The sequence below is a fragment of the Mesorhizobium sp. WSM4806 genome, assembly GCF_055811635.1.
Window position 1 is genome coordinate 1 of sequence record NZ_JBVVQZ010000034.1, and the last position, 22,905, is coordinate 22,905.

21 protein-coding genes and 1 pseudogene are annotated in these 22,905 nt (G+C 64.2%); 6 read left to right on the forward strand and 16 right to left on the reverse strand.

Annotation, left to right across the window (positions count from 1 at the left end; genetic code table 11):
- Positions 1–538 precede the first annotated feature (538 nt).
- The 8 genes from AC0L2M_RS32990 to AC0L2M_RS33025 all read right to left on the reverse strand — a co-directional run bounded on the left by AC0L2M_RS32990 (position 539) and on the right by AC0L2M_RS33025 (position 6,952).
- The gene (locus AC0L2M_RS32990; RefSeq protein WP_473537033.1) at positions 539–886 is read right to left on the reverse strand and encodes a recombinase family protein; all 348 of its coding nucleotides are present in this window, start codon (positions 884–886) and stop codon (positions 539–541) included.
- Between the two features lie 200 nt (positions 887–1,086).
- Entirely contained in the window at positions 1,087–1,815 is a 729-nt protein-coding gene (locus AC0L2M_RS32995) for an amino acid ABC transporter ATP-binding protein (protein ID WP_128247033.1), read from the reverse strand.
- A 29-nt stretch (positions 1,816–1,844) separates the two neighbouring features.
- Complete coding sequence (locus AC0L2M_RS33000; protein WP_473537034.1) at positions 1,845–2,519, reverse strand: amino acid ABC transporter permease; 675 nt, start codon at positions 2,517–2,519, stop codon at positions 1,845–1,847.
- Complete coding sequence (locus tag AC0L2M_RS33005) at positions 2,516–3,187, reverse strand: amino acid ABC transporter permease (protein WP_236391119.1); 672 nt, start codon at positions 3,185–3,187, stop codon at positions 2,516–2,518. The genes AC0L2M_RS33000 and AC0L2M_RS33005 overlap by 4 nt, the downstream gene beginning before the upstream one ends.
- 129 nt (positions 3,188–3,316) lie before the next feature.
- Positions 3,317–4,105, reverse strand: coding sequence for an ABC transporter substrate-binding protein (locus AC0L2M_RS33010; protein WP_473537035.1), 789 nt, complete (start codon positions 4,103–4,105; stop codon positions 3,317–3,319).
- Between the two features lie 113 nt (positions 4,106–4,218).
- Complete coding sequence (locus AC0L2M_RS33015; protein ID WP_473537037.1) at positions 4,219–5,382, reverse strand: saccharopine dehydrogenase family protein; 1,164 nt, start codon at positions 5,380–5,382, stop codon at positions 4,219–4,221.
- A complete protein-coding gene (locus tag AC0L2M_RS33020) occupies positions 5,379–5,915 on the reverse strand; it encodes an Lrp/AsnC family transcriptional regulator (RefSeq protein ID WP_473537038.1) in 537 nt (178 codons plus the stop codon). The genes AC0L2M_RS33015 and AC0L2M_RS33020 overlap by 4 nt, the downstream gene beginning before the upstream one ends.
- Positions 5,916–6,028: 113 nt before the next feature.
- Positions 6,029–6,952, reverse strand: coding sequence for a LysR family transcriptional regulator (locus tag AC0L2M_RS33025; RefSeq protein ID WP_473537039.1), 924 nt, complete (start codon positions 6,950–6,952; stop codon positions 6,029–6,031).
- 93 nt (positions 6,953–7,045) lie between these two features.
- Here AC0L2M_RS33025 and AC0L2M_RS33030 point away from each other — a divergent pair, with 93 nt between their 5' ends.
- Entirely contained in the window at positions 7,046–7,876 is an 831-nt protein-coding gene (locus tag AC0L2M_RS33030; RefSeq protein WP_473537040.1) for an NAD(P)H-dependent oxidoreductase, read from the forward strand.
- 49 nt (positions 7,877–7,925) lie between these two features.
- On the opposite strand, the gene AC0L2M_RS33035 is transcribed toward AC0L2M_RS33030, so the two are convergent.
- The 3 genes from AC0L2M_RS33035 to AC0L2M_RS33045 form a co-directional block, all read right to left on the reverse strand.
- Complete coding sequence (locus tag AC0L2M_RS33035; RefSeq protein WP_287260553.1) at positions 7,926–8,651, reverse strand: 3-keto-5-aminohexanoate cleavage protein; 726 nt, start codon at positions 8,649–8,651, stop codon at positions 7,926–7,928.
- Positions 8,652–8,943: 292 nt separating this feature from the next.
- Positions 8,944–10,299 (reverse strand): sigma-54-dependent transcriptional regulator, encoded by a 1,356-nt coding sequence (locus AC0L2M_RS33040; RefSeq protein ID WP_091599375.1) that lies wholly within the window; start codon positions 10,297–10,299, stop codon positions 8,944–8,946.
- Between the two features lie 13 nt (positions 10,300–10,312).
- The gene (locus tag AC0L2M_RS33045) at positions 10,313–12,187 is read right to left on the reverse strand and encodes a sensor histidine kinase (protein ID WP_287280188.1); all 1,875 of its coding nucleotides are present in this window, start codon (positions 12,185–12,187) and stop codon (positions 10,313–10,315) included.
- A 225-nt stretch (positions 12,188–12,412) separates the two neighbouring features.
- Between AC0L2M_RS33045 and AC0L2M_RS33050 the strand changes: the two genes are divergently transcribed.
- From AC0L2M_RS33050 to AC0L2M_RS33065, 4 genes and pseudogenes are all read left to right on the forward strand, one after another.
- The gene (locus tag AC0L2M_RS33050; RefSeq protein WP_473537041.1) at positions 12,413–13,744 is read left to right on the forward strand and encodes a dicarboxylate/amino acid:cation symporter; all 1,332 of its coding nucleotides are present in this window, start codon (positions 12,413–12,415) and stop codon (positions 13,742–13,744) included.
- 190 nt (positions 13,745–13,934) lie between these two features.
- Positions 13,935–14,207: pseudogene (locus AC0L2M_RS33055) on the forward strand (type II toxin-antitoxin system RelE/ParE family toxin); the annotation flags it as partial.
- A gap of 30 nt (positions 14,208–14,237) precedes the next feature.
- Complete coding sequence (locus tag AC0L2M_RS33060; RefSeq protein ID WP_023799171.1) at positions 14,238–14,546, forward strand: HigA family addiction module antitoxin; 309 nt, start codon at positions 14,238–14,240, stop codon at positions 14,544–14,546.
- 377 nt (positions 14,547–14,923) lie between these two features.
- Entirely contained in the window at positions 14,924–15,988 is a 1,065-nt protein-coding gene (locus tag AC0L2M_RS33065; RefSeq protein ID WP_091599366.1) for a glycosyltransferase family 2 protein, read from the forward strand.
- 255 nt (positions 15,989–16,243) lie between these two features.
- Here the strand turns inward: AC0L2M_RS33065 and AC0L2M_RS33070 are convergent, their stop codons facing one another.
- From AC0L2M_RS33070 to AC0L2M_RS33090, 5 genes are all read right to left on the reverse strand, one after another.
- Positions 16,244–17,050 (reverse strand): ABC transporter permease, encoded by an 807-nt coding sequence (locus AC0L2M_RS33070; RefSeq protein WP_023799169.1) that lies wholly within the window; start codon positions 17,048–17,050, stop codon positions 16,244–16,246.
- Positions 17,050–17,883, reverse strand: a complete 834-nt coding sequence (locus AC0L2M_RS33075; RefSeq protein ID WP_473537042.1) for an ABC transporter permease — start codon at positions 17,881–17,883, stop codon at positions 17,050–17,052. The genes AC0L2M_RS33070 and AC0L2M_RS33075 overlap by 1 nt, the downstream gene beginning before the upstream one ends.
- A 23-nt stretch (positions 17,884–17,906) precedes the next feature.
- Positions 17,907–19,019: an ABC transporter substrate-binding protein gene (locus AC0L2M_RS33080; protein ID WP_128170923.1), complete on the reverse strand. Its 1,113-nt coding sequence runs from the start codon at positions 19,017–19,019 to the stop codon at positions 17,907–17,909.
- A gap of 91 nt (positions 19,020–19,110) precedes the next feature.
- Complete coding sequence (locus AC0L2M_RS33085; RefSeq protein ID WP_473537043.1) at positions 19,111–20,205, reverse strand: ABC transporter ATP-binding protein; 1,095 nt, start codon at positions 20,203–20,205, stop codon at positions 19,111–19,113.
- Between the two features lie 126 nt (positions 20,206–20,331).
- Entirely contained in the window at positions 20,332–21,216 is an 885-nt protein-coding gene (locus AC0L2M_RS33090) for a LysR substrate-binding domain-containing protein (RefSeq protein WP_287260558.1), read from the reverse strand.
- Between the two features lie 75 nt (positions 21,217–21,291).
- Here AC0L2M_RS33090 and AC0L2M_RS33095 point away from each other — a divergent pair, with 75 nt between their 5' ends.
- Entirely contained in the window at positions 21,292–22,887 is a 1,596-nt protein-coding gene (locus AC0L2M_RS33095; RefSeq protein ID WP_473537045.1) for a zinc-binding metallopeptidase family protein, read from the forward strand.
- Positions 22,888–22,905 lie beyond the last annotated feature (18 nt).

Sequence of the window (22,905 nt, forward strand, 5' to 3'; positions counted from 1 at the left end):
TTGACGAGGCCTGAAGATTGGCCCTGTCAATTCCAGCAGGAATAGTTGTCGGCAAGCGAACTGCGGCAATGCTGCACGCGACAGGATTCGAACCTGTAACTTCGTGCCGCGGGCATGCCCATTAAGGTCGAAGCCACCACCCGAGACGGCGAACTCCGGATATCCGTGTCTAATGCCGGAGAGCCCATTCCGCACGAGACAAAGCAGCGCCTGTTCCAGCCGTTCTAGCGAGGGGCCCCGATCTAGCCCTCAAGGTCTCGGGCTGGGACTCTACATTGCTTCGCAGATCGCTCAGGCACATCGCGGCACACTGTCCGTGATCTCTGATGTTGACCAGACGGTGTTCACATTTGTGATGCCGATTTCCGTCGGCACGCGGCAGTGAGCTTGGCTAATCCCCAATAGAGATTGTCGAAAGTACGGCAACTGCTAGTTACTCCCGCCTATTAAAGCTGGGCAGCAGATTGCCGCGCCAAAATGTTGCGCAAATTCGAGACTTGCCATTGGCCGTTGCGCGCGGTTCGAACGCCTCGATTGTTCAGGGCGATTGCAGGCCACGCAGGCCGGTGATGCCGGACCGCTGGATGGAGGCGATGATCGGGAGCACGGTCTGGGCAAACCGGTTGGCTTCTTCGATCGACATCTTCCGACCCTTCGCCGCAGCTTCGGCGGTGTTGGTCGGACTACCGAGTCTTATGCCAGTGGTCTTGCGAGAGGCGAGGGCGGCCTTGGTCCGTTCCGAGATCAGCCGCCGTTCTTCTTCTGCCAACGCGGCGTAGAGGTGCAGCATGAATGGATCAGCGTCGGCGCCGAGTTCGGCAACGATGAACGGCACCCGTTGCACCATCAGTCCGGCATCGTAATGCGACCGGCCGAACAGCCGCAATGGGGGGTCGGAACTTCCAGTCAACTCTTACGCGGGAAGGTCTTAAAGGGTCGACTCGAGCCGTTTCGCGAACGGCAGCTTTTGAGACGGGCCACGAATGTCGCGAAATGGCGCTAATTGCTCGTTCCCATCGACGAGACGAATGGCAGCATTCCACCCGTCTCGGCCATTGGCGACAGCCAGCTGGTTGAGTTTTGACTCTAATGCCGCAGAATCTTGCTCAGGAAGGCGCGGCTGCGGTCGGTCTTGGGGTGCGAGAAGAATTCATCCGGCGTGCCGCTCTCGACGATGGCGCCGGCATCCATGAACACCACGCGCTGGGCGACCTTGCGGGCAAAGCCCATTTCGTGGGTCACCACCATCATGGTCATGCCCTCCTCGGCGACTGCGACCATGACATCGAGCACTTCCGAGATCATCTCAGGGTCGAGCGCCGAGGTCGGCTCGTCGAATAGCATGATCTTGGGGCGCATACCGAGGCAGCGGGCGATCGCGACGCGCTGCTGCTGGCCGCCGGAGAGTTGTGCGGGATAGGCATTGACCTTGTCGGCAAGGCCGACCTTGGCAAGCAGCTCGCGCCCGGCCTTCTCGGCCTCGGCGCGCGGGATCTTGCGGACATGGATCGGCGCCAGCGTCACGTTCTCGAGCGCTGTCTTGTGCGGGTAGAGGTTGAAGGACTGGAAGACGAAGCCGATCTCGGTGCGCAGCCGCGTCATGTTGGTGGCGGGGTCGCCGAGGCGCTGGCCGTCGACCACCAGGTCGCCGTCGCGGATCGTCTCCAGCCCGTTGATGCAGCGGATCAGCGTGCTCTTGCCCGAACCGCTCGGCCCGCAGACGACGACCACTTCGCGCGGCTCGACGCTGAGCGTGACGTCCTTGAGCACATTGAGCGCGCCGAACCATTTGTTGACGCCGCGAAACTCGATCATACCGGTACCATTTTTGCTGAGGTTCAACGTCACAACTGCACCTCGCCATGGGCCGCACCCATGCGCTGCTCAAGCCGGCGCGCCAGCAGGATCAGCGGATAACAGACGATGAAATAGCCGAGGCCGACGAGGAAGAAGACCAGCAGGCCGTTCGGCACGCGTTGCACAAGCAGCCAGCCGACGCGGGTGAGGTCGGTGAGCCCGATAGCCGAAACGACAGAGGAATCCTTGATCAACAGCACATATTGCCCGACCAGCGGCGGCAGCACGATGCGCATCGCCTGCGGCAGCACCACCTGGCGCATGCGCTGCCAGCGCGACAGACCGGACGCCAGCGCCGCCTCGACCTGGCCGGTCGGCACCGAGCGGATGCCGGCGACGACGATCTCGCAGATGAAGCAGGCGGCCAGATTGGTCAGCGCGATGATGCCGGCAGTGAAGGCGTCGAGCTCGATGCCGAGTTCCGGCAGGATGAAGAAGATCAGGAAGATCTGCACCAGGAACGGCGTGCCGCGGATCAGATCGACCCAGGCGCCGATCACGCCGCTGATCAGCCGGTTGCCGCCGGTCCGCAGGATGCCGAGGCCAAAGCCGATCAGCGTGCCCAGCACCAGGCTGACCAGCGACAGCATCACGGTCATGCCGAGGCCGCGCAGGGCGAGGGGATAGCTGCCGGCTATGCTTTGCAGCTGCTGCCAGATCATGTCCGTGCCCCCGCGAGGCCGAGCCAGCGCCCGGACAGCGCCGCCAGTCCCTTCAGCCCGTAATAGAGCAGCAGGTAGAAGGCGGCGATGGTGATGAAACCTTCCGCCGGCATGAAGCGGTCGGAGGCGAGCAATTGCCCGGCGCGCGTCAGTTCGGCGACCGCGATCAGCGACAGCAGGGCGGAATCCTTGACCAGCACAATCGCCTGGCCGAGCAGCGGCGGGATCGTCACCTTGAACGCCTGCGGCAGGATGACCAGTCGCATGCGCTGGACATAGGTCATCCCCGAAGCGACGCCGGCCTCGACCTGGCCGCGCGGGATCGACAGGATGCCGGCGCGGATGATCTCGGCGACATAGGCGCCGCTGTTCAGCGACAGAGCGAGGATGCCGACGACGAGCTCAGGCAGGATGATGCCGAGCCGCGGCAGGCCGAAATAGAGGAAATACAGCTGCGCCAGCAAGGGCGTGGCGCGCACCGCGTCGATATAGGCCTTGGCCGGCATGCGGAACAGCCGGCCGCGCTGCAGGTTCATGGCGGCGAGCACGATGCCGACGGCGAGCGCGCCGGCAAAGGCGAGGACAGACAGCCACACGGTCGTGACGAGGCCCTGCCCGAACAGGGGCAGATATTCGACGATGGTGCGGAAGCTGAAATTTTCGAGCATGGGCGGGGCGGTGAATAGTGAATAGTGAGTAGTGAATAGCTAATAGGGATTAGCGAATAGCGAGTAGTGAGTAGTGAGTAGTGAGTAGCGATTTACTATTCACTATTCACTACTGTCTATTCACTCTACTCAGTGATCCTTCTTCCAGTCGTCGGAATTAACCCAGTAGTCGAGGTTCTTCTGCAGGCGTCCGTCGAGGCTGACCTGATCGAGGAACAGGTTCATCCAGGTCAGCAGGTCCTGCTCGTCATAGCGCGTGGCGAAGGCCAGCGGCTCCTTCGATAGCATCTCCGGCATGATGGTAAAGCTGCCGGCAGGATAGGCGGTCGACTGGCCCTTGACCGCCGAGACGTCGTTGACGCCGCAATCGGCCTGGCCGTTGTTGACGGCGTCGAGCAGCAGTGGGCCGCCGCCCTTGTAGCTCTTGATGTCGGCGTCGGGGAACGCGTTCTTGGCCTCCTTCTCGCCGGTGGCGCCGAGCAGCACGGCGATCTTGGTGCCCTTGGCCTTGCAATCCTCGGTGGATTTGAACTTGCCGTCGGCCTTGGTGAAGACGGTGCTGCCGGTGTACATGTAAGGCTTGGTGAAGGCGACCTTCATCGCCCGCGCCAGCGTCGGCGTCATGTCGGCGACCAGAAGATCGGCCTTGCCCGACAGCAGCGCCGGGATCAGGCCGTCCCAATCGAAATCCAAAAAGGTGATCTTGACGCCCATTTCCTTGGCCATCAGTTCGGCAAGCTCGACCGAACTGCCGGTGCGCTCGCCTGCAGCGCCGACCAGCGAGAAGGGCGGTCCCTGCGTCTGCACGGCAACGCGCAATTCGCCGCGCTTGGTGATCTCGTCGAGCGTTCCGGCACTGGCCGCGGCAGTGAGGCCGGCGAGCGCAAGGCCTGCGATGAAAAGCTTGGCAATAATCATTGGGCATTCCTCCTTGTTGTCGTTTGTTATTTTCACTTTGTTGTTCCACCCCTTTGGGGGTGCTTTTTGAGCGGCAGCGCCGTTGCCGGCGGCGGCCACCGTTCGAAAATCCTTCAGTCCCAGTCGATCGTTTCGGATACGCGTATATCGCGTCTGGCCAGTTCATCGAGAAAGCGGCCGTCGGGCACATGCAACAGCGGGTTGAGCAGGCCGGGCTCGGTAATTTCGCCCCGCGCCAGCATCTGCGCCACGATGCTGGCGGGATAGCCGACGCCGAGGCTCATGCCGAACAGGCCGGAGGCGAGGTCGCGTTCGATGACCAGGTCCGACATCACCGTCTTGCGGCGGCCATGTTGGGTGCCGGTAAAGACATTGCGCATCACGCAAAGGTCCTTTTCGTCGGCGCCGTATTGCAGTTGCGGGCCGAGCAGCCGGCCGAGAAATTCACGTGGGCTGGCGCCAACGCCGGGCACCTTGTCTTCGGAGAGGAAGCCAAGCTCCTTCAGCGGCGCCCAGAACGCCGACCAACCCGGCCAGCGCAACGAATAGCGGCCGGAGCGCTGCAGCCCCTTGGCGGCAGCAAGCATGCCGGCATAATGCGGCGCATCGCCATTGGGGAAGGCTTCCAGCCTGCCGAGCCCGGCGATCTCGATCTGATGGATGAACGGATTATCGTGCTGGCAGCCAGCCGGCACCTCGACCCGTTGGCCGTTCTCGACCAGCACGCTGTCGCGGTTCTGGCTCATCAGAACCATGTCAAAATTCCAGCTCACCTTGTAGCATAGCGGCTTCGCCATTGCCTTCGGCTCGGGGATACCGCCGCAATAGGAATCGATCGCGGTGATGGCGTCGAATTGCCTTGCGGCGCGCGCGTAGAGCACAAGGTCGATGCCGGGGTCGAGCCCGCATTCGGTCATGATCGAAACGCCGGCCGCTTCCGCCGCCGGGTCGAGGTCGGCGATCGTCTTGCCGTAATTGGTGGTGACCAGCGGCGTGCGCGTCGTGATCGCGGCCTGCACCGCCTCGCGCATCAGCGGCTGCGGCAACAGATCGATGGCGGCGTCGACACCCGCCAGCACGCTCGCCAACACAGGGGCGATCGCGCCTTCGGGCACGACGAAACGCACGCGGGCAAGGTCGGTCAGGCCGCCAAGCCGGGCTGCCCCATTCGGCGCAGTATCGACGCAGACGACCTCTTCGACATCGGCGCTGGCGACGAGATCGGCGATCGCCGCCCGGCCTTGCAGGCCGAGGCCGCCGAGAACCGCGATCTTCATGGTATTTCCTTTCGCCCAGTATCGTCGCGCCCAGTTTCGTCGCGCTTGGTCTCGTCCGACCAGCAGCCTTCGGGCAGGCTGACCCATTTGTTGCAGGAGGCCATGACGACGAACGTCTCGCTGCGCACGACTTCGCCTGGCTCGCCGGCGCCGGGGATCAGTTCGCTGGTGACGCGATAGAGATCGGCGACATCGCCGGCCACCGTGACGTCGACGATGATGTCGAAACGTCCGGTGACCACCGAGGCCGAGTTCACGAAAGGCAGTTCGGCGATGCGCTGCGCCAGTTCCCGGGCGCGGCCGCGCCCCTGCGCATTGATGCCGACGATCGCCGAGATCAATTCTGGGCGCTCGGTCAGGTTGAGCAGCCCGACGATCTTGAGCAGGTTGCGGTCAAGCAGGTTGCGCAGCCGCATGCGCACCGTCGGCATGGAGACGGCCATCTTCTCGGCGAGGCGATTGACGCCAAGCTGCGCATCCTGCGACAGCAGCTTGACCAGTCGCCGGTCGGTCTGATCGAGATGTTCCCGCAAACACTCAGGCTTTCATAAATGGAAAGAATTTATCGAGTTTTCTTTCTGATATGAAAACAGCTTAGGGTGTATCTTTTTAAATCGCAAGAGCGTTCGGGCCGAGGGCATGCCGACTAACGCGGCTTCTCGATCCCCGGAATGCCGCGAATCCGCTCGGCAAGAAAATCGACCAGCAGCCGGACCCTGGCAATCCCCGCGCGTTCCGGGACGATCAGCATGCTCAGCGGAATGGGAGGCGGGGCGTAGTCCGGCAGGATCACTTCCAGCCGGCCGGCGGCGAGGAGATCATCGACAAGCCAGTGATGGGCAGGTGCGATGCCGCGCCCGGCGACGAGGGCTTCGCGCGCGGCCAGCCCATGGTCGACACGAAGTCGGCCGCCAAAGGGTACCGCATCGCGTTCGCCGCCCGGCCCCTGCAGGGCGAGCGTGTCGCTTCCCGCGATGTTCGACATCCGGATGCCTTCATGGCCAGGCAGATCCTGTGGAACGGCCGGTCTGCCCCGCGCCGCCAGATAGGCGGGCGCTGCCACCAGCAAGCGCCGGGACTGGCCGAGCGCCCGCAGTTTCATCGAGCTGTCGGTGAGCGGACCGAGGCGAAGCGCGATGTCGACGCCCTCCCGCACAAGGTCAATGCGGTCGTCGGTGAGGCTGAGATCGACCCCGATGTCGGGGTAGCGGTCCTGAAAGGCGAAGATCAGCCGGCTAACGTGCAAGACCCCGAGCGCCGCCGTGCAGGATATCCGGATCGTGCCGGCCGACGCGCCGCGCGTGCCCCGTGCCTCCTCGCCGGCCTGCTCGACGAGGCGCAGGATCTGGACGCTGTCGGCATAGTAACGGCTGCCTTCATCGGTCATCGTGACACGCCGGGTGGTCCTGCTGAGCAAGGGCACGCCGACGGCGTCTTCGAGCTCGCGCAAATGCCGTGTGACCGTCGACTGTCCAACCCCGAGCTCGCGCGCCACCGCCGACAGGCTGCCGCGCTCGGCGACGCGAACGAAGGTGCGCATGCGCTCGAGGGTCACATCAGATCTATCCATTATTCGGCATAATCATATGCATTGCCTGGATATAGCGGATCACCCCGGGGCTGGCTACCTTCAGCGTTCACTGTCCTTTTTCGGAGTTGATCCATGAAAGTCCTGCTTGTTTTTGCTCATCCTGAACTGCATTCGCTCAACGGCGCACTGCGTGACGTCGCCATCAGGGAACTCGAGGCCCAGGGCCATGAGGTGCGGGTGACTGACCTCTATGCCGATGACTGGAAAGCTGAGGTGGACCGTGCCGACTTTCCGTCGTGGCCGCCCGAGCAACGCTTCCTGCCAGCTGTGGCATCCAAAAAAGCTTTTGCGACCAACAGGTTAACGGAAGATGTTAGAGCAGAGATCGACAAGCTGCTGTGGGCCGACACGCTGATCCTCCAGTTCCCGCTGTGGTGGTACGCCATGCCGGCGATCCTCAAGGGCTGGGTCGATCGGGTGTACGCCTACGGCTTCGCCTATGGGGTCGGCGAGCATAGCGACAAGCGGTGGGGTGACCGCTTTGGCGAGGGAACGCTCGCCGGCAAGCGCGCGATGCTGATCGTGACCGCCGGCGGCTGGGAGGAGCATTATTCCGCCCGCGGCGTCAACGGCCCAATCGACGACCTGCTGTTCCCGATCAATCACGGGATCCTTTACTACCCGGGCTACGACGTGCTTCCGCCTTTCGTCGTCTACAGAGTGGATCGTTTTGGCGAGGCCGATTTCGAGCCTGTCGCGGAGCGGCTGCGCGAAAGGATGCGGACGCTCGAGACAACCCGGCCCATTCCTTACCGGCAGCAGAATGGCGGCGACTACCACATCCCGAGCATGCAGCTCCGCTCTGAACTGGGCGACCCGGGCGCCGCAGGGTTCGCGCTTCACCAGGATCGCGCAACCGCGAAATCGGCTACGCCGCGTTCGACTTTGCGGGACGTGGCCTGACGCAGCATCCCGAGAAGATCGGCAAGGCGCCCGAAGCCTACGGGATGAATCAACGACCGGCCCGGAAGATCGCAACCGCAGCAGCCGTCAGTGCGGCATTGCCGGATGCCGTAGTGCCGTCCGGAAGCGCCTTGCCGTCTTCCAGCCCGACGCGCGTCGACCAGTTGCGTTCCGCCGCCCGGTGCACGAACGGCCACACCGTGGCGTCGGCACCGTGCAGCAGGATGGCGCGACGCAGTCCGGCGCGGTCGAGCACGGCGGCGATGCCGTCGCAGGCTTCCAGCGCCGCGTCCAGCGCCTGCTCGGAAATCTCGATCAGGATACGCAGCACCTGGTTGCCATGGTCGAGGCGGACCAGGCGCTCGGCATCAGCGACGGAGGCGAGCCCGGCCTCGATACCGATGCCGCGCTGCCGCAGGCTTTGCATGACCTCGGGCGCGGCCTTCTCGCTCAGATTGACCGAGGCGTAGTCAGGCAATTCGCTCCAGCCGGCGATCGCGTCAAGTGTGCGCTCGTCGTCGTTCTCGATCCACGCGCCGGTCGACACGCCAATCAGCGTTCCCGGGCAGGCGCGGCGCAGCGCCAACACGGTCCGGTCCATCGTCGCCGGGGCAAGGCTTTCGCGGCCGTCGAGCCCGCGTGCATGGACATGCAGCTCGGCCGCACCGGCGGCCACGCAGGACGCGCCGTCACGCGCCATGGCTTCGGGATCAAGCGGCAGCTGCGGATGGAAATCGGCGCTGCGCGCGCCATTGATGCAGGTCTGGACAATCATGAGAGTGGTCCGGTTGAAGTGGACCAAGTGTAGCGCAGGATGGCGAAAACCGGAATCGGTTCGCGTCAGGAGAGTTGCTGCGGGAGGGACGTTTGCAGACGTTGGCGCTGCCCCTCATCCCCCTGCCGGGACCTTCTCCCCGTAGAACGGGGAGAAGGGGCTGGCTGCAACCTCGGGCGCTCTTTCTGCAACGTTGGTTTTTGGCGAAATCTCGGCGAAGGCTTCTTTCTCCCGGTTCTACGGGGAGAAATGCCTGGCAGGGCAATGAGGGGCAGCGCCGACATTGGCCCCTCTACCTCGAAAACTCGCTGCGCACGATGCCGTGGCGCTGCAGCTTGTCATAAAAGGTCTTGCGCGGAATCCCCAGCGCTTCGATGGTGCGCCTGACGTCGCCCTCGTTGCGGTTAAGCGTCTCGCGGATGATGTCGGCCTCGTAGCGCTCCAGCCGTTCCGGCAGTTTCATGGCGGCATCCGGCTGGGCTGGGGCAGGGGATGCCACTCCGGCGTCTTCCTCCAGTCCAAGCACGAAGCGTTCGGCGAAATGCGCGAGCTCGCGTACATTGCCAGGCCAGTCATGCTCCCTGAGATGGCGGTGCACCGCGGCCGGCACCGCCGGCAGCGGACGCCGGAAGCGGGCGGCGGCGCGCTCGGCGAAGTAGAAGAACAGCAGTGCGACGTCGTCGCGGCGCTCGCGCAGCGGCGGAATGGAGATCGTCACCACGTTGAGCCGGTAATAAAGATCCTCGCGGAAAGCGCCGCGCTGGCGCGGATCGCCGAGATCGACCTTGGCGGCCGCAACGACGCGCAGGTCGACCGGCCGCATTTCGTTGGTGCCAAGCGGGGTGACCTCGCGCATTTCCAGCACGCGCAGCATCTGCACCTGTGTCGAGACCGGCATGCTTTCGATCTCGTCGAGGAACAGCGTGCCGCCGCTGGCATGCTCGATACGGCCGATCCGCTTCTTCTGCGCCCCGGTGAAGGCGCCGGCCTCGTGGCCGAACAATTCGCTCTCGATGACCGTCTCGGGCAGCGTGCCGCAATTCAGCGCGACGAAATTGCCCTTGGCGCGGCGACTCCAGCGATGCAAAAGGCTGGCCACCACTTCCTTGCCGGAACCGGTTTCGCCTGTCACCAGCACGTCGACATCGGTGTCGGCGATCTGGCGCAGCGTGCGGCGCAGCCTTTCCATCGCCGGCGTCTGGCCGATCAGCGGCAGGCCGTCCTGCGCCTCTCCGGCCGCCTCGCGCAAGGCGCGGTTCTCCATCACCAGACGGCGCTTTTCCGCGGCGCGGCGCACGCTCTGCACCAGCCGGTCGGCGGCGAAGGGTTTGGTGATGAAGTCGTAGGCGCCGTCCTTGATCGCCTTGACGGCAACCGCGATGTCGCCATGCCCGGTCACGAGGATGACCGGAATGTCCGGGTCCAGCCGCAGGATGCGGTTGAAAAGCTGCAAGCCGTCAATCTCAGGCATGCGGATATCCGACACCACCACGCCGGCAAAACCGGTGTCGAGCCTGGCCAGCGCCTCGGCCGCCACCGAAAAAGCCGAGACCGAAAAGCCGGCAAGCTCCAGCGTCTGCGCGGTGGCCTTGAGGAGATCGCTGTCGTCATCGACCAAGATGACCGGCGCTGCGTCGTCGTTCGTCATGCTGCCTTGGCCACTATGCTGCTTTCAACAGATGGATGGCGAAGCGGGTGCCGCTGCCGTCGCTCGAAACCTCGATGCGTCCGCCGTAGTCGGCGACGATATCCTTCGAGATGACAAGGCCAAGACCGAGGCCTTTTTCCTTGGATGTATTGAACGGCGTGAACAGCGATTTGAGAATCCCTGGCGGAATGCCAGGTCCGTTATCGGACACGCCGACCGTCACGCCGTCCGCGGTCTCCTCGACCGAAACCCGAACATGAGCGTCGTTGCGGCCGTCCAGCGCTTCAAGCGCGTTCTGGAAGAGGTTGATCAGCACCTGTTCGAGCCGGACCCGGTTGCCCATGACCTTGAGGCTCGGCGGTGGCAGGTCGATCGCCAGTGCGTCGAGCCGGCCGGCAAAGCGGCTTCTCAACAGCACGACGGCGCCCTCGATGACACCGCGCAATGCGACAGGCTCAGCGGCGGTGCGGCCCTTGCGGGCAAAGGCTTTCAATTCTTCGGTGATGGTGCCGATGCGCTCGGTCAATGCTGCGATGGCGCCGAGGTTTTCCTCGGCGGGCGCGGTCTGCTTCCTGTCGAGGAAGACGCGGGCGTTGTCGGCATAGGCGCGTATGGTGGCAACCGGCTGGTTGATCTCATGGGCGACGCCGGCGGCGACCTGGCCGAGGATGGCGAGGCGGTTGGCCTGGACCAGATCCTGCTGCACCACCTGCAGCTTGGCTTCCGTGCTGCGATGGTCTGATATCTCGGCCTGCAGCCGATCGCGGGCACGGCTCAGATCCTCGGTTCGTTCGACGACGCGGCGCTCGAGTTCGGTGCGCGCCGCCTGTTCGGCGGCGATCCGCATTTGTCCCGACTGCCGGCGCCACAACAGATACGCAGCAAGGCCGAGCAACGGGACCAAGACGCCAAGCGTAAGGAGCCGCATTTCACGGGCCGCGGCGGCGATCGGCGCCTCGGCCGGAACGAGATAGTCGAGCCGCCAGGGGGTCGAAGCAACCGGGGCTGAAAGCCGAAGATATTCCGCGTCGCTGCCGCCGGGCGTCACCGCGTGGACGATGGATGTGTCCGGGCTGAGCGCCTGCGGGCGCGTGATCGGCAACGGCATCAGCGGTGCATCACCGAACTGCTGGCTGTTCTGGATGGCGGCAAGATCAGACCCGGCAAGCGGCGCCGTCGTCATGAAGCGCCAGGACCGCACGCTGGTGATCAGAACGATACCACGCTCGTCGCTGACATAGGCCGGGCGGTTCACCTCGTGCCAGTCGGCCTCGAGCTGATCGAACTCCGCCTTGACGACGACGACGCCCAGCGCTGCGGCAGCATCGCCGACGCGGCGCGAGATGTAGAGGCCTGGGCGTTTGCTGACATTGCCGAGCGCGAAATATTCGGCGGTTCCGGATTGCATCGCCGCGGAGAAATAGTCGCGGAACCGGTAGTCGTTGCCGACAAAGCTGATCGGGTCGCGCCAGTTGCTGGAGGCGATCGCCAGCCCGTCGGTGCCGATGACATAGAGTACTGAGGCCTTGGTGCCGGAGACCAGCCCTTCAAGCTTGCGATTCAGCACATCGATTGCAGCAGCACTTTTCTGCGCCAGCGCGTCGCGCACCTGCTGGTCTTCCGACAAAAGCAGGGGCAGGGCGCGCGGGCTTTCCAGAACGGCGCGCAATAGCGCGACCTTCAGATTGGCGTCGGTGCGGCCCTGCGCCGCCAGTCCCCTGAGCTCCGTGGTACGGCCATAGAGACCGGCGCCGTAAAGTGCGGCCGTTGCCGTCGCAAGGGCGATGGCCGCAAACAGCAGCCAGGCACGGCGCGCTCGCCTGCCGAGTTGCTCGGGCGTCGAAGGCAAGGCAGCGGCGGGGCGTTGCAGCATCGCCCATTTGTGCATGATTTCGCACAAAGCACAATTCGGCCATGCGAACATCCGCACTTTGTGAGGGCAAAGCCAAAAGTTTTAGTTCGAGGATACTCAACAAAATCAAATCGATAGCCTCTTAAGCGCAGTCTGGCACGGCAGTTGCAAACACGACTTCAGCGGTCACGAGGCTGCTGGGGGTCAAATGCAAACGCTCCGGGAGGTCGAGCTTTCGATCGGAGCACAATGGAGGACGTCATGCAGACAGCATTCGCTGCCGCCGCGCCGCGCGGCAAACTTCCGTTCTACCGGCATCTCTATGTGCAGGTGCTGGCGGCGATCGCCGCCGGCGTGCTGCTCGGCCACTTCTATCCCGAAACCGGCGAAGCGATGAAGCCGTTCGGCGACGCCTTCATCAAGCTGGTGAAGATGGTGATCGCACCGGTGATCTTCCTGACGGTGGCGACCGGCATCGCCGGCGTTTCCGACCTGCAGAAGGTGGGCCGCGTCGCCGGCAAGGCGATGATCTACTTCCTGGCATTCTCGACGCTGGCGCTTGTCGTCGGCCTCGTCGTCTCGAACGTCATCCAGCCGGGCGCCGGCATGCATATCGATCCGGCCACGCTCGATGCCACAAAGGTGGCGACCTACACCGAAAAAGCGCACGACACCAGCATCGTCGGTTTCCTGATGAACATCATCCCCGACACGATCACCGGCGCTTTCGCAAAGGGCGACATCCTGCAGGTGCTGTTCTTTTCGGTGCTGTTCGGGCTCGCTCTTGCCGCGGTCGGCGATCGCGGCCGCCCGGTCGTCGATTTCCTGCAGGCATTGACCACGCCGATCTTCCGCCTCGTCGCCATCCTGATGAAGGCCGCGCCGATCGGCGCTTTCGGCGCCATGGCCTTCACCATCGGCAAATACGGCATCGGCTCGATCGCCAACCTCGCCATGCTGATCGGCACATTCTACCTGACATCGCTGCTGTTCGTGCTGGTGGTGCTGGGCGCGGTCGCCCGCTACAACGGCTTCTCGATCCTGGCGCTGATCCGCTACGTCAAGGAAGAGCTGCTGCTGGTGCTCGGCACCTCGTCCTCGGAAGCGGCACTGCCGGGCCTGATGGCCAAGATGGAGCGCGCCGGCTGCAACCGCTCGGTGGTCGGGCTGGTCGTTCCAACCGGCTATTCCTTCAACCTCGACGGCACCAACATCTACATGACGCTGGCCGCGCTGTTCATCGCCCAGGCGACCGACACGCCGCTCACCCTCGGCGACCAGATCCTGCTGCTCGCCGTCGCCATGCTGAGCTCCAAGGGCGCCGCCGGCATCACCGGCGCCGGCTTCATCACGCTGGCCGCGACGCTCTCGGTCGTGCCCGCAGTGCCGGTCGCCGGCATGGCGCTAATCCTCGGCGTCGACCGCTTCATGTCGGAATGCCGGGCGCTGACCAACTTCATCGGCAATGCGGTGGCGACCGTGGTCGTGGCGCGCTGGGAAGGGGAACTCGACCAGACCAGGCTCGCTGCCGCGATGGCCGGCGACTTGCCTGAGGAAGCCGATCTGTCGCTACCGGGGCTGCAGGCTGCGTGACTGTTCAGGCCTGCCACCATACGGCCCGGAGCCGGTTCGCCGGCTCCGGGAAAGACCACCGGCCTTGTAAGCCGATGGTCGCAGGTCGTATCCTGCCGGTTGCCGCGCAATAGCGGCTGATAGCAGACCATCCCGTAAATCATTTGCTTACACTCAGTTGACTTGCGTAAGCAATGTGCTTACGTTTTGCATGATCAAATCGTTCAAACACAAGGCGCTGGCGGACCTCTTTCAAACCGGAGGAACCGGAAAGATCGACGCCAAGATGCACAAGCGCATCCTTGTCCGGCTTGACCGTCTGGAAGTCGCGGAAAGGCCGGAAGACATGAACATGCCGGGCTTCGACTTCCACGCTTTGAAAGGTTTCAGCCCGACCCGCTACACGGTGCATGTCAACGGGCCGTGGTGCATCACATTCGAGTTCGACGGCACTGATGTCGCCCGCGTCGATTTCGAACAATACATTGAGGCGGTCAGATTGGAGAAGTCGGATATGAGCGTGTATGAGCCGATTCGTCCGATGGAGCGCTGCCCAACCCACCCTGGAGCGCTGCTTGACGACATTATCCCGGCAACCGGAAAGACCAAGGTGGAAATCGCCAATCTGCTCGGAATCTCGCGCCAGCAGCTTTACGACATCATCCGCGAGAAGAAGCCGGTGTCGCCGGCCGTCGCCGCCCGCCTTGGGAAGATGTTCGGCGACGGCGCCGCGATCTGGCTCAGGATGCAGGCCGCGTATGATGCCTGGCACGCGGAGCGCGAAGTGGATGTCAGCGCCATTCCAACGCTGCATGCCGCCTGAGACGTAACAGGCTTGTGAGCCTTTGGTCTTGGCGTGGGGCTTGCTCCAGCCGCATTTGAAGGCCAGTATCCGCCATGCCTTCAAGGTGCCTGTCCGCTGCGGTCCCGACCTGATCGCGACCCAAGCCTTTCCGTCAGGCTCGGTTGTCGTGTCATCCGAGCCGAACCGTCGGAGCCCTTGCTGCCGTCGACCATGATCTCGGCGGCAGCTCTTGAAGGCAATGGCGGCCTCAGCATGAAGTCGCAAAAGCAAGAGACGTGACCCGTCCTGACGAAAGGCACGAGCCTTCTCCCAGGAATTCGTGGGACGCGCTTGAGGAGGAACCAGGCCCGCGCGCGGGTTTGCTGAAACCAAAGCAAGATGCGAGGTCAAATGCGATGCAGTCTGTCCCGAGGATTCCGGTATCCATCATCATCCCGAACTACAATTACGCGCGTTTCCTCAAACGCAGCATCGATAGCGCCCTCGAGCAGGACTACGCGGATGTCGAAGTCATCGTCGTCGATGATGCCTCGCAGGACAATTCCACGACAATCATGAAATCATATGGGGACAGGATCCTCGCCTGCCCGCGCGCGCAAAATGGCGGGCATGCGGCGGCGTTCAACACCGGGTTCGCGGCAAGCTCGGGCAAGATCGTCCTGTTCCTCGACGCCGACGATTTTCTTTATCCGACCGCCGTTTCCAGGATCGTCGACACCTGGGATGCGGCAACTGCCCAGGTGCAGTCAAGGCTGCATATCGTCGACGAACGACAACGCATCAAGGACGTCTTTCCGCCGCCCGAACTGCCCTTTGACAGCGGTGACGTCATGCCGAAACTCCTGCACAAGGGCCGCTATCAGACGACTGTGACCAGCGGGCTGGCCTTTGATCGCACAACCCTCGAATCGATCATGCCTATACCGGAGGCGGAGTTCCGCCAGGGCGCCGATGGCTACCTTGTAACGCTGGCGCCCATGTACGGACACGTCCAGTCCATCGACGAATGCGTCGGCGCCTACCGGATCCACGGCGCCAACCATTCGGTGTTCGGTGAAAAGCTCGCCGAGCGGGCACGCTGGCGGGTAACCCACGACTTCCGCCGCATGCAGGCGCTGTCGGACCAAGCCTCCGGGATCGGCCTGACCATCGTCCCGTCGGAGGCTGTCCGCCACGATCCGGTCCACCTGGAAGAGCGGCTGGCGTCGCTGTGCGCGGACAGGCGCCGGCACCCCGTGGCCAATGATTCCCGGCTGGCGCTTGGGGCGGCGGGCGCCGTCGCCAGCCTCGAAATGACCGCGTCGCTGCGCCGGCGCGCCGTCCTTGCCGCCTGGTTCCTGTCGGTCGGGGTGCTGCCGCGGAAACTGGCGACGGCGGTGCTGTCGTGGAAGCTCGACGCATCGTCTAGACCGGCATTCCTGAGCCGTCTGTCCAAGACCATTCGCCACGCAATGGGGTAGAAGACCGTCGCCCGAAGCGGAGCGCGTATCCGCTCGACAGTTGGCGGGACAGCGCCCCCCTCTGGCCTGCCGGCCATCTCCCCCACTTGGGGGGAGATCGGCAGCTTCGGCGACGGCTCCTTTCTTCGGCGGTAGTGATTGGCGAAAGCGGAGATGACGGCCAATTTCTCCCCAAGTGGGGGAGATGTCCGGTAGGACAGAGGGGGGCGCGAAGGATTGCCCACCTTTGACTTGATCTGTTTTCCGCTTCGCGCCTCACTGCCCCGCGCGCAGCCTGACCACGGCACTGCGCGCCGCCAGCACCAGCACCGTGATGATGATCAGGATCACCGAGAGGGCGGCGATCGCCGGGTCGATGTTGTCGCGCAGGCCCATCCACATCAGCCTGGGCAGCGTGATCGCGTTGACCGAGGTGATGAACAGGGTGACGCCGATCTCTTCCCAGGACAGCACGAAGGACAGCAGGGCGGCAGTGACGATGCCGAATTTGATGTTGGGCATGATGATGCGGGTGGCGCGTTCCCACACGGTGGCGCCGAGACCGCGCGCGGCAAGGTCGATGCGCCGGTCGAGCTGGCTGAGCGACACCAGGATCAGCACCGTGGCGAAGGGCACCGTCATCACCGCATGCGCCATGGCGACACCGAGCCAGGTGTCGTAGCCGAAGAACGAAGAGACGCCGGAGATCGAGGTCAGCAGGAAGTAGAGCGTGATCGCCGAGACCACCGGCGGCACCACCATCGGCAGCAGCACGAAGCCGACCAGCGCGGCGGTGAAGCGCGGCTGGAACATCCACACACCGAGGCTGAAGCACAGGGCCAGCACGGTGGAAAAGGCGCTGCTGACGACGCCGATCCTGATCGAGAGCAGGATCGAATTGATCCAGCGCGGATCCTCGATCAGCGCCCGGTAGTGGCGCAGCGACAATTCGCCGGACGGCATCGCCAGCATGCGGGTCGGCGTCAGCGACACCGGGATGACGGCGAGCAGCGGCAACAGCAGGAACAGCGCCACCAGTGCAGCGAGGATCAGCGAGACGGGGCCGGGGCGGTAGGTCGGCATCAGATCAGCTGCTTCGGTCTGACATAGCGGAACAGCAGCGCCATCAGCGTACCGACGAACAGCACCAGCACGACGCTGATCGCCGCCCCCAGCCCCCAATCCGGGCTCTGGAAGATGCGCAGATAGATCAGCTCGGCGACCATCACGCTGCGGCCGCCGCCAAGGATCGCCGGCGTCACGAAGAAGCCGAGCGAAAACACGAAGACGATGAGCGCCGAGCCGATGATGCCGGAGCGGGTCATCGGCACGAACACCGACCAGAAGGTGCGCATGCGGCTGGAGCCGAGCCCGCGCGCCGCCAGCAGCACGCGGTCGTCGAGGCTGCGCATCGAAGACGCCAGCGGGAACACGGCGAAGGGAATGAGGAAATGCGTCATGCCGACGATGACGCCGAATTCGTTGCGCACCAGCGTCAGCGGTTCCGAGATGAAGCCGATCGCTTGCAGCCAGGTGTTGAACAGGCCGCGATTGGAAAGCAGCGCCACCCAGCCGAAGGCGCGCGTCAGCACCGAGATCCAGAACGGCACCAGGATGCAGAACTCGGCGATGACCCGCTGCGCCGGCGTGCCGCGCACCCACACCACGGTGATGGCGTAGGCGGCGGCAACCGAAACGATCGTGACGATCGCAGCGATGCGCAGCGTGCGGACAAACACCGACTGCACCAGCGGGTCGCTAAGCAGTGTGCCATATTGCCCGAGCCCCGGCTTGGGCAGGGTGAAGCTCCAATTGACGACGCCGAAGAATGGCCAGGCATAGGCGGCGCCAAGGAACAGCAGCAGCGGCGCCATCAACAGCGCCGCGCCCATCCTGTCGGAGAGATATGCTTTCATCTCGGCCCGGTTATCCCGGTCTATCAGGCGGAGATGATCTTCGTGTATTCGTCGAGTGCGGCCCCGTAGTTCTTGGCGTACCACTCCATGTCGAGCGGGATCTGCTTCTTCATGTTTTCGGGGTCGACCGGGTTGATGCGCTTCTTGTCGGCGGGGATCAGCGCGTCGGTGGCCGGATTGGCCGGGCCCTGGCCGAGCTTGTCGAACATGATCAGCTGCTTTTGCGGATCCTGGGCGCTGGCGATGAACTTCATCGCTGCGTCCTTGCCGCCGGGATTGCCCTTGAGCACGGCGAGCGCGCCGGGCGAGATCAGGCCCTGGTCCCAGATGAACTTGATCTTGCCGCCGGAATCCTGCTCGATCAGCGAGGCTCGGGTCGACCAGACGATCGCCATCGAAGCCTCGCCGTCGAGCAGCACGCTCTGGCTCTCGGCGCCGCCGCCCCAATAGGCAACGACATTCTCCTTGAAGGCGGCGATCTTGTCGTGCGCGCGCTTGAGATCGAGCGGGTAGAGCGAGGCCGGCGCGATGCCGTCGGCGAGCAGTGCCGCTTCCCAGCTCGATACGCCCCATTTGTAGAGCGAGCGCTTGCCGGGGAATTTCGTCACGTCGAAGAAGTCGGCCATGCCGGTCGGTGCCTGGCTGCCGAATTTCTCGGAATCGTAGGCGATGACATAGGAGAAGAAATAGGTCGAGGCGGCGTGCTCCCAGCCGAAGCCAGGCCGCATCTTGTTCTTGTCGACGATCGAATAGTCGATCGGCTCGAGCATGCCCTGCGCGCCGAGTGTGATCGCCGAGAACGGGTCGACGTCGACCAGGTCCCAGGTCGGGGCGCCGCTCTTGAATTGTGCGGCGATCGCACCCTCGGTCGGACCGGAGCCGTCCATCTTGACGGTGATGCCGGTCTCCTTGGTGAAGGCCTGGCCATAGGCCGCGTCATAGGCGGTGATGGCGTCACCACCCCAGTTGACCAGCACCAGTTCCTTGGCTTGCGCGAAGGCGCCGGTCGAGCGCAGCAGCATCGGCGTGCCGGCCAGCACGAGCGCAGCCAGCTGCGTGAACTGCCGGCGCGAGATCTCGCCGCGCACCGCCCTGGCAGACAGTGTCTCGATGGCGTGTTTCCTGGTTTCGCTCATCTCTGAATTGTTTGTCATGTCAGTTCCCCTTTTTGTCGTTGATATTTCCCGAAAGCCGGCCTGGCGAATTTCAGCTTCGCCACGCCGATCGTCATTGTCCTCCGTCCGGAAGGAGGAAACCTTTTTCCGCAGGCCATGTCAGCCATACGGAATTGCCCTTGCTGAGTGCCGAAGCGGCGACCTCGTTCGGCACCGAGACCGTCACCTTGGCACCTTGGCGCGTCGTGAGATCGAGCCGCGTCGCAGCGCCGAGATAGGTCGAGGCGACCGCAGTCGCGGCGATGCCGTTCTCGCCGGCTGTCGCTTCGGGGGCGATCGACATGTATTCGGGCCGGATCGCCAGGATGGCGTTGCTGCCGACGGCGCTTGCATTGCCGCGCAGGGTGATGGTGCGGTCTTCGCACAGGCCGGTGGCGCCGTTGTCGGCGTTGCGCACGCCCTTCAGCAGCAGCATGTTGATCTCGCCGAGGAACTCGGCGACGAAGCGGTTGGCCGGCCGGTCGTAGACCTCGTCAGGCGCGCCGACCTGCAGCAACTTGCCGTGGTTGAAGATGGCGACGCGCGACGACAGTGCCAGCGCCTCGCTCTGATCATGGGTGACGAAGACGAAGGTGGTGCCGGTTTCCTGGTGCAGCCGCTTCATCTCGGCCTGCATCTGGCCGCGCAAGCCCTTGTCGAGCGCCGAGAACGGCTCGTCGAGCAAAAGCACACCCGGCTCGAACACCAGTGCGCGGGCCAGCGCCACGCGCTGCTGCTGGCCGCCGGACAATTGCGACGGCAGTTTCTTCTCGTGGCCCTTCAGCCCGACGCGCTCGACCATCTCACCGACGCGACGCTTGATCTCGGCCGCCGATTTCTTGCGCACCTTGAGCGGGAAGGCGATGTTGGCCTCGACGCTCATATGTGGGAACAGGGCATAGCCCTGGAACACCATGCCGGCGGCGCGCTGCTCGGCCGGCCGCTCGGTGATATCGACGCCGTCGCTGTAAAGGCGGCCGTCGGTCGGCTGCACGAAACCGGCAAGGATCATCAGGAAAGTGGTCTTGCCCGAACCCGACGGCCCGAGCAGGGTCAGGAACTCACCGCGGCCGATATCGAGCGTCAGATCGTCCAGCGCACGGAACGAGCCGAAGCTCTTGCCGATCCCGATTGCCTTGATCTCTGCGGCACGGCCGGGTTGCTGCATCCTGCCTTGTCCTCAATGCTGATTGAAATCGTAGGCAGGGCGGCGGCTCACCGCAACCGAATAGTTTTCGCCGCATCGGCAAATTTGATTCATCTATGGCGCCAATCTCCCCCTCGAGGGGGGAGATTAGCTAATCTCCGACAGTTTCGACCTCAGCCACCTCCCGAACGCCTCCAGCACCGGATGCGCCGCCTTGGCATGCTCGGAAACGAGAAAATAGGACCGTGGCGAACTGATTGCGATGTCGAAGGGGCGCACCAGCCGGCCTTCGCTCAGCGCCCGGCGGCTGGTCAACTCGTCGCCCATGGCGATGCCCTGGCCGGCGATGGCGGCCGAAAAAACCAGGTTCATGTCGGAAAAGAAGATGCCGCCCTCGGTGTCGGGATTTTCGACCTTCGACAGCGCCAGCCAGCGCGCCCAGTCCTCGGTGTCGCCGAGATGCAAGAGATTGGCGCGCAGCACGTCGGCCGGCTTGGAAAACCCGCCGATCTTGTTGAGTAGCGTCGGGCTGCACAGCGGCGTGAACGAGATCTCGCACAACAGCTCGACCGCGCGGTTCGGCCAGTTGCCGACGCCGAAGGCGATGAAGGCGTCGGCCTCGGCATTGCTGACGTCGTCCAGCCGCCGCGGCGTCAGGATGCGCAGCGCGACATCGGGGTACATCTGCCGGAATTCGCCGATGTGCGTGCACAGGAACAGCGAGGCGAAGCCCGGCGTGCAACTGACGCTGAACGAGCCGCCGACGCCGGTGCCGGCATGGCGCGTTACCGCATCGCCGAGCACCGTCAGCGCCTTGCGCACGTCACTGGCGTAACGCTGGCCGCGCGGCGTCAGCGCCACGCCCTTGCCGATGCGCTCGAGCAGGTCGAAGCCGAGATCGCGTTCGAGTAGCCGCAATTGGTGGCTGACCGCGCTGCGGGTCAGATGCAGTTCGTCGGCGGCGCGCCAGACGCTGCCGTGGCGGGCGAAACTGTCGAGGGCGCGCAGCGCCTGCGTCGAGGGAATCCTCAAGAGGTGAACCGAATTTGCATGAGCCGGGAAAACATATCACTTTTTGGCGAGGCGCTTCACTGCTTTCTTTGACCGATGGAGGATCCGGTGACGAACTCGGCTCAAGCGACCGCGCTTGCCTGTCTGGACGACATCCAGCCGTCGCTGTCGGCATGGACGCGGACGATCTTCGATTTCGGCGAGACCGCCTGGCGCGAATACCAGTCGGCCGCCTGGTATGTCGAGCGTCTCAAGCATGAGGGTTTTTCGGTCGAGGAAGGCTCCGGCGGGATGCCGACCGCCTTTTGCGCCCACTGGACCAACGGCGCCGGGCCGACGATCGGCATGTATGCCGAGTATGACGCGGTGCCGGGCAATTGCCAGGATGCGGCGACCGTCAAGCGACCGCGCCCGGGGCTCGGCGCTGAGGCCGGCGGCCACACCGATCCGCATTCCGGTCTCGGCGTTGCCAGCATGGGCGGGCTTTTGGCGACCAAGGCGGCGATGCAGCGCCACGGCATATCGGGCACGCTGCGCTTCACCGGCGAGCCGGCGGAGAAGGTGCGGGGGTCGAAGCCGATCCATGCCGGAAAAGGCTACTACGATGGCCTCGCCGGCATGATCTCCTTCCATCCCTTTTACATGCTGCCGCTCTGCAACACGGCGCGCTGGGACACGCATTGCGGCGCGGCCTATGCGATGATCTATCGCTTTGTGTGCGACGAACCCGAAAATTGGGTTCGCGCAAGCGATGGAGCGCCGATTCCGCAGGCGCATTCGGCGGTCAGGGCGCCCGGCGCCAACGACGCGCTTGTCATGATGTACATGGCGTCCAAGGCGCTGCGTGATTCCATGCTGCCGCATCAGGGCGGCTGGTCGATCAGCGAGGCGATCCTGACCGCGGGACAGGCGACCGCCGACAATCTGCCGGCGGGTCTGGCCGAGATCCAGTACATGATCCGCGTGCCGACGCTTGCCATGGCCGAGCAGGTCACCGCCATGCTCGACCGCAACGCGGAGGCCGCCGCGAAGATGAGCGGCTGCCGCCATGAGCGGCACTGGGTGTCGAAGTCGCGGCCGGGGCTTCCCAACCATGCCATGGCGGGTATTGCCTACGATGCGCTGTCGACGGTCGGGCCGCCGCGCTGGGACGAGGCGGCCAAGGCGATTGCCCGCGAAATCCAGGTCAATGCCGGCGGCGCGGCGAGTGACGAGCCGTTTATCGCCGAGTTGGAGCAGCTGATTGCGCCTGAGGAGGCGGAGGCGATGCTGCGCCGCGACTTGCCGCCGTCGCAGCTGAATTCCACCTCCGACGATTACACCGACATGTCGTGGCAGACGCCGACGGCGCGGTTCTATGTCGCCCGGCCGGCGCTGCGGTCCGAGAACGGCCAGGCGTATCCGTCCTGGGCGATGAACGCGCTGGGCGGCATTTCCGCCACCATCGATCCGATGGTTACCTGCGCCGCGAAGACGATCGCGTTGGCAGCACTTCGCCTGCTCGAAGACAAGGCGGCCCGCGACGCGGCGATGGACGAATTCGTCGCCCGCACCGGCGGCGGCATTGGTGGCAGCACTTGGCTGGCGCCGCTTTGCGACTATGACCCGCCAATCCATTTCCGCTGGCCGGAATATGTCACCACCCCGCGCGGACGGGACTGGTGGATACCAAGTAACCCGCAAGCCGCGTGATCACCCAAGCCAGGAGAA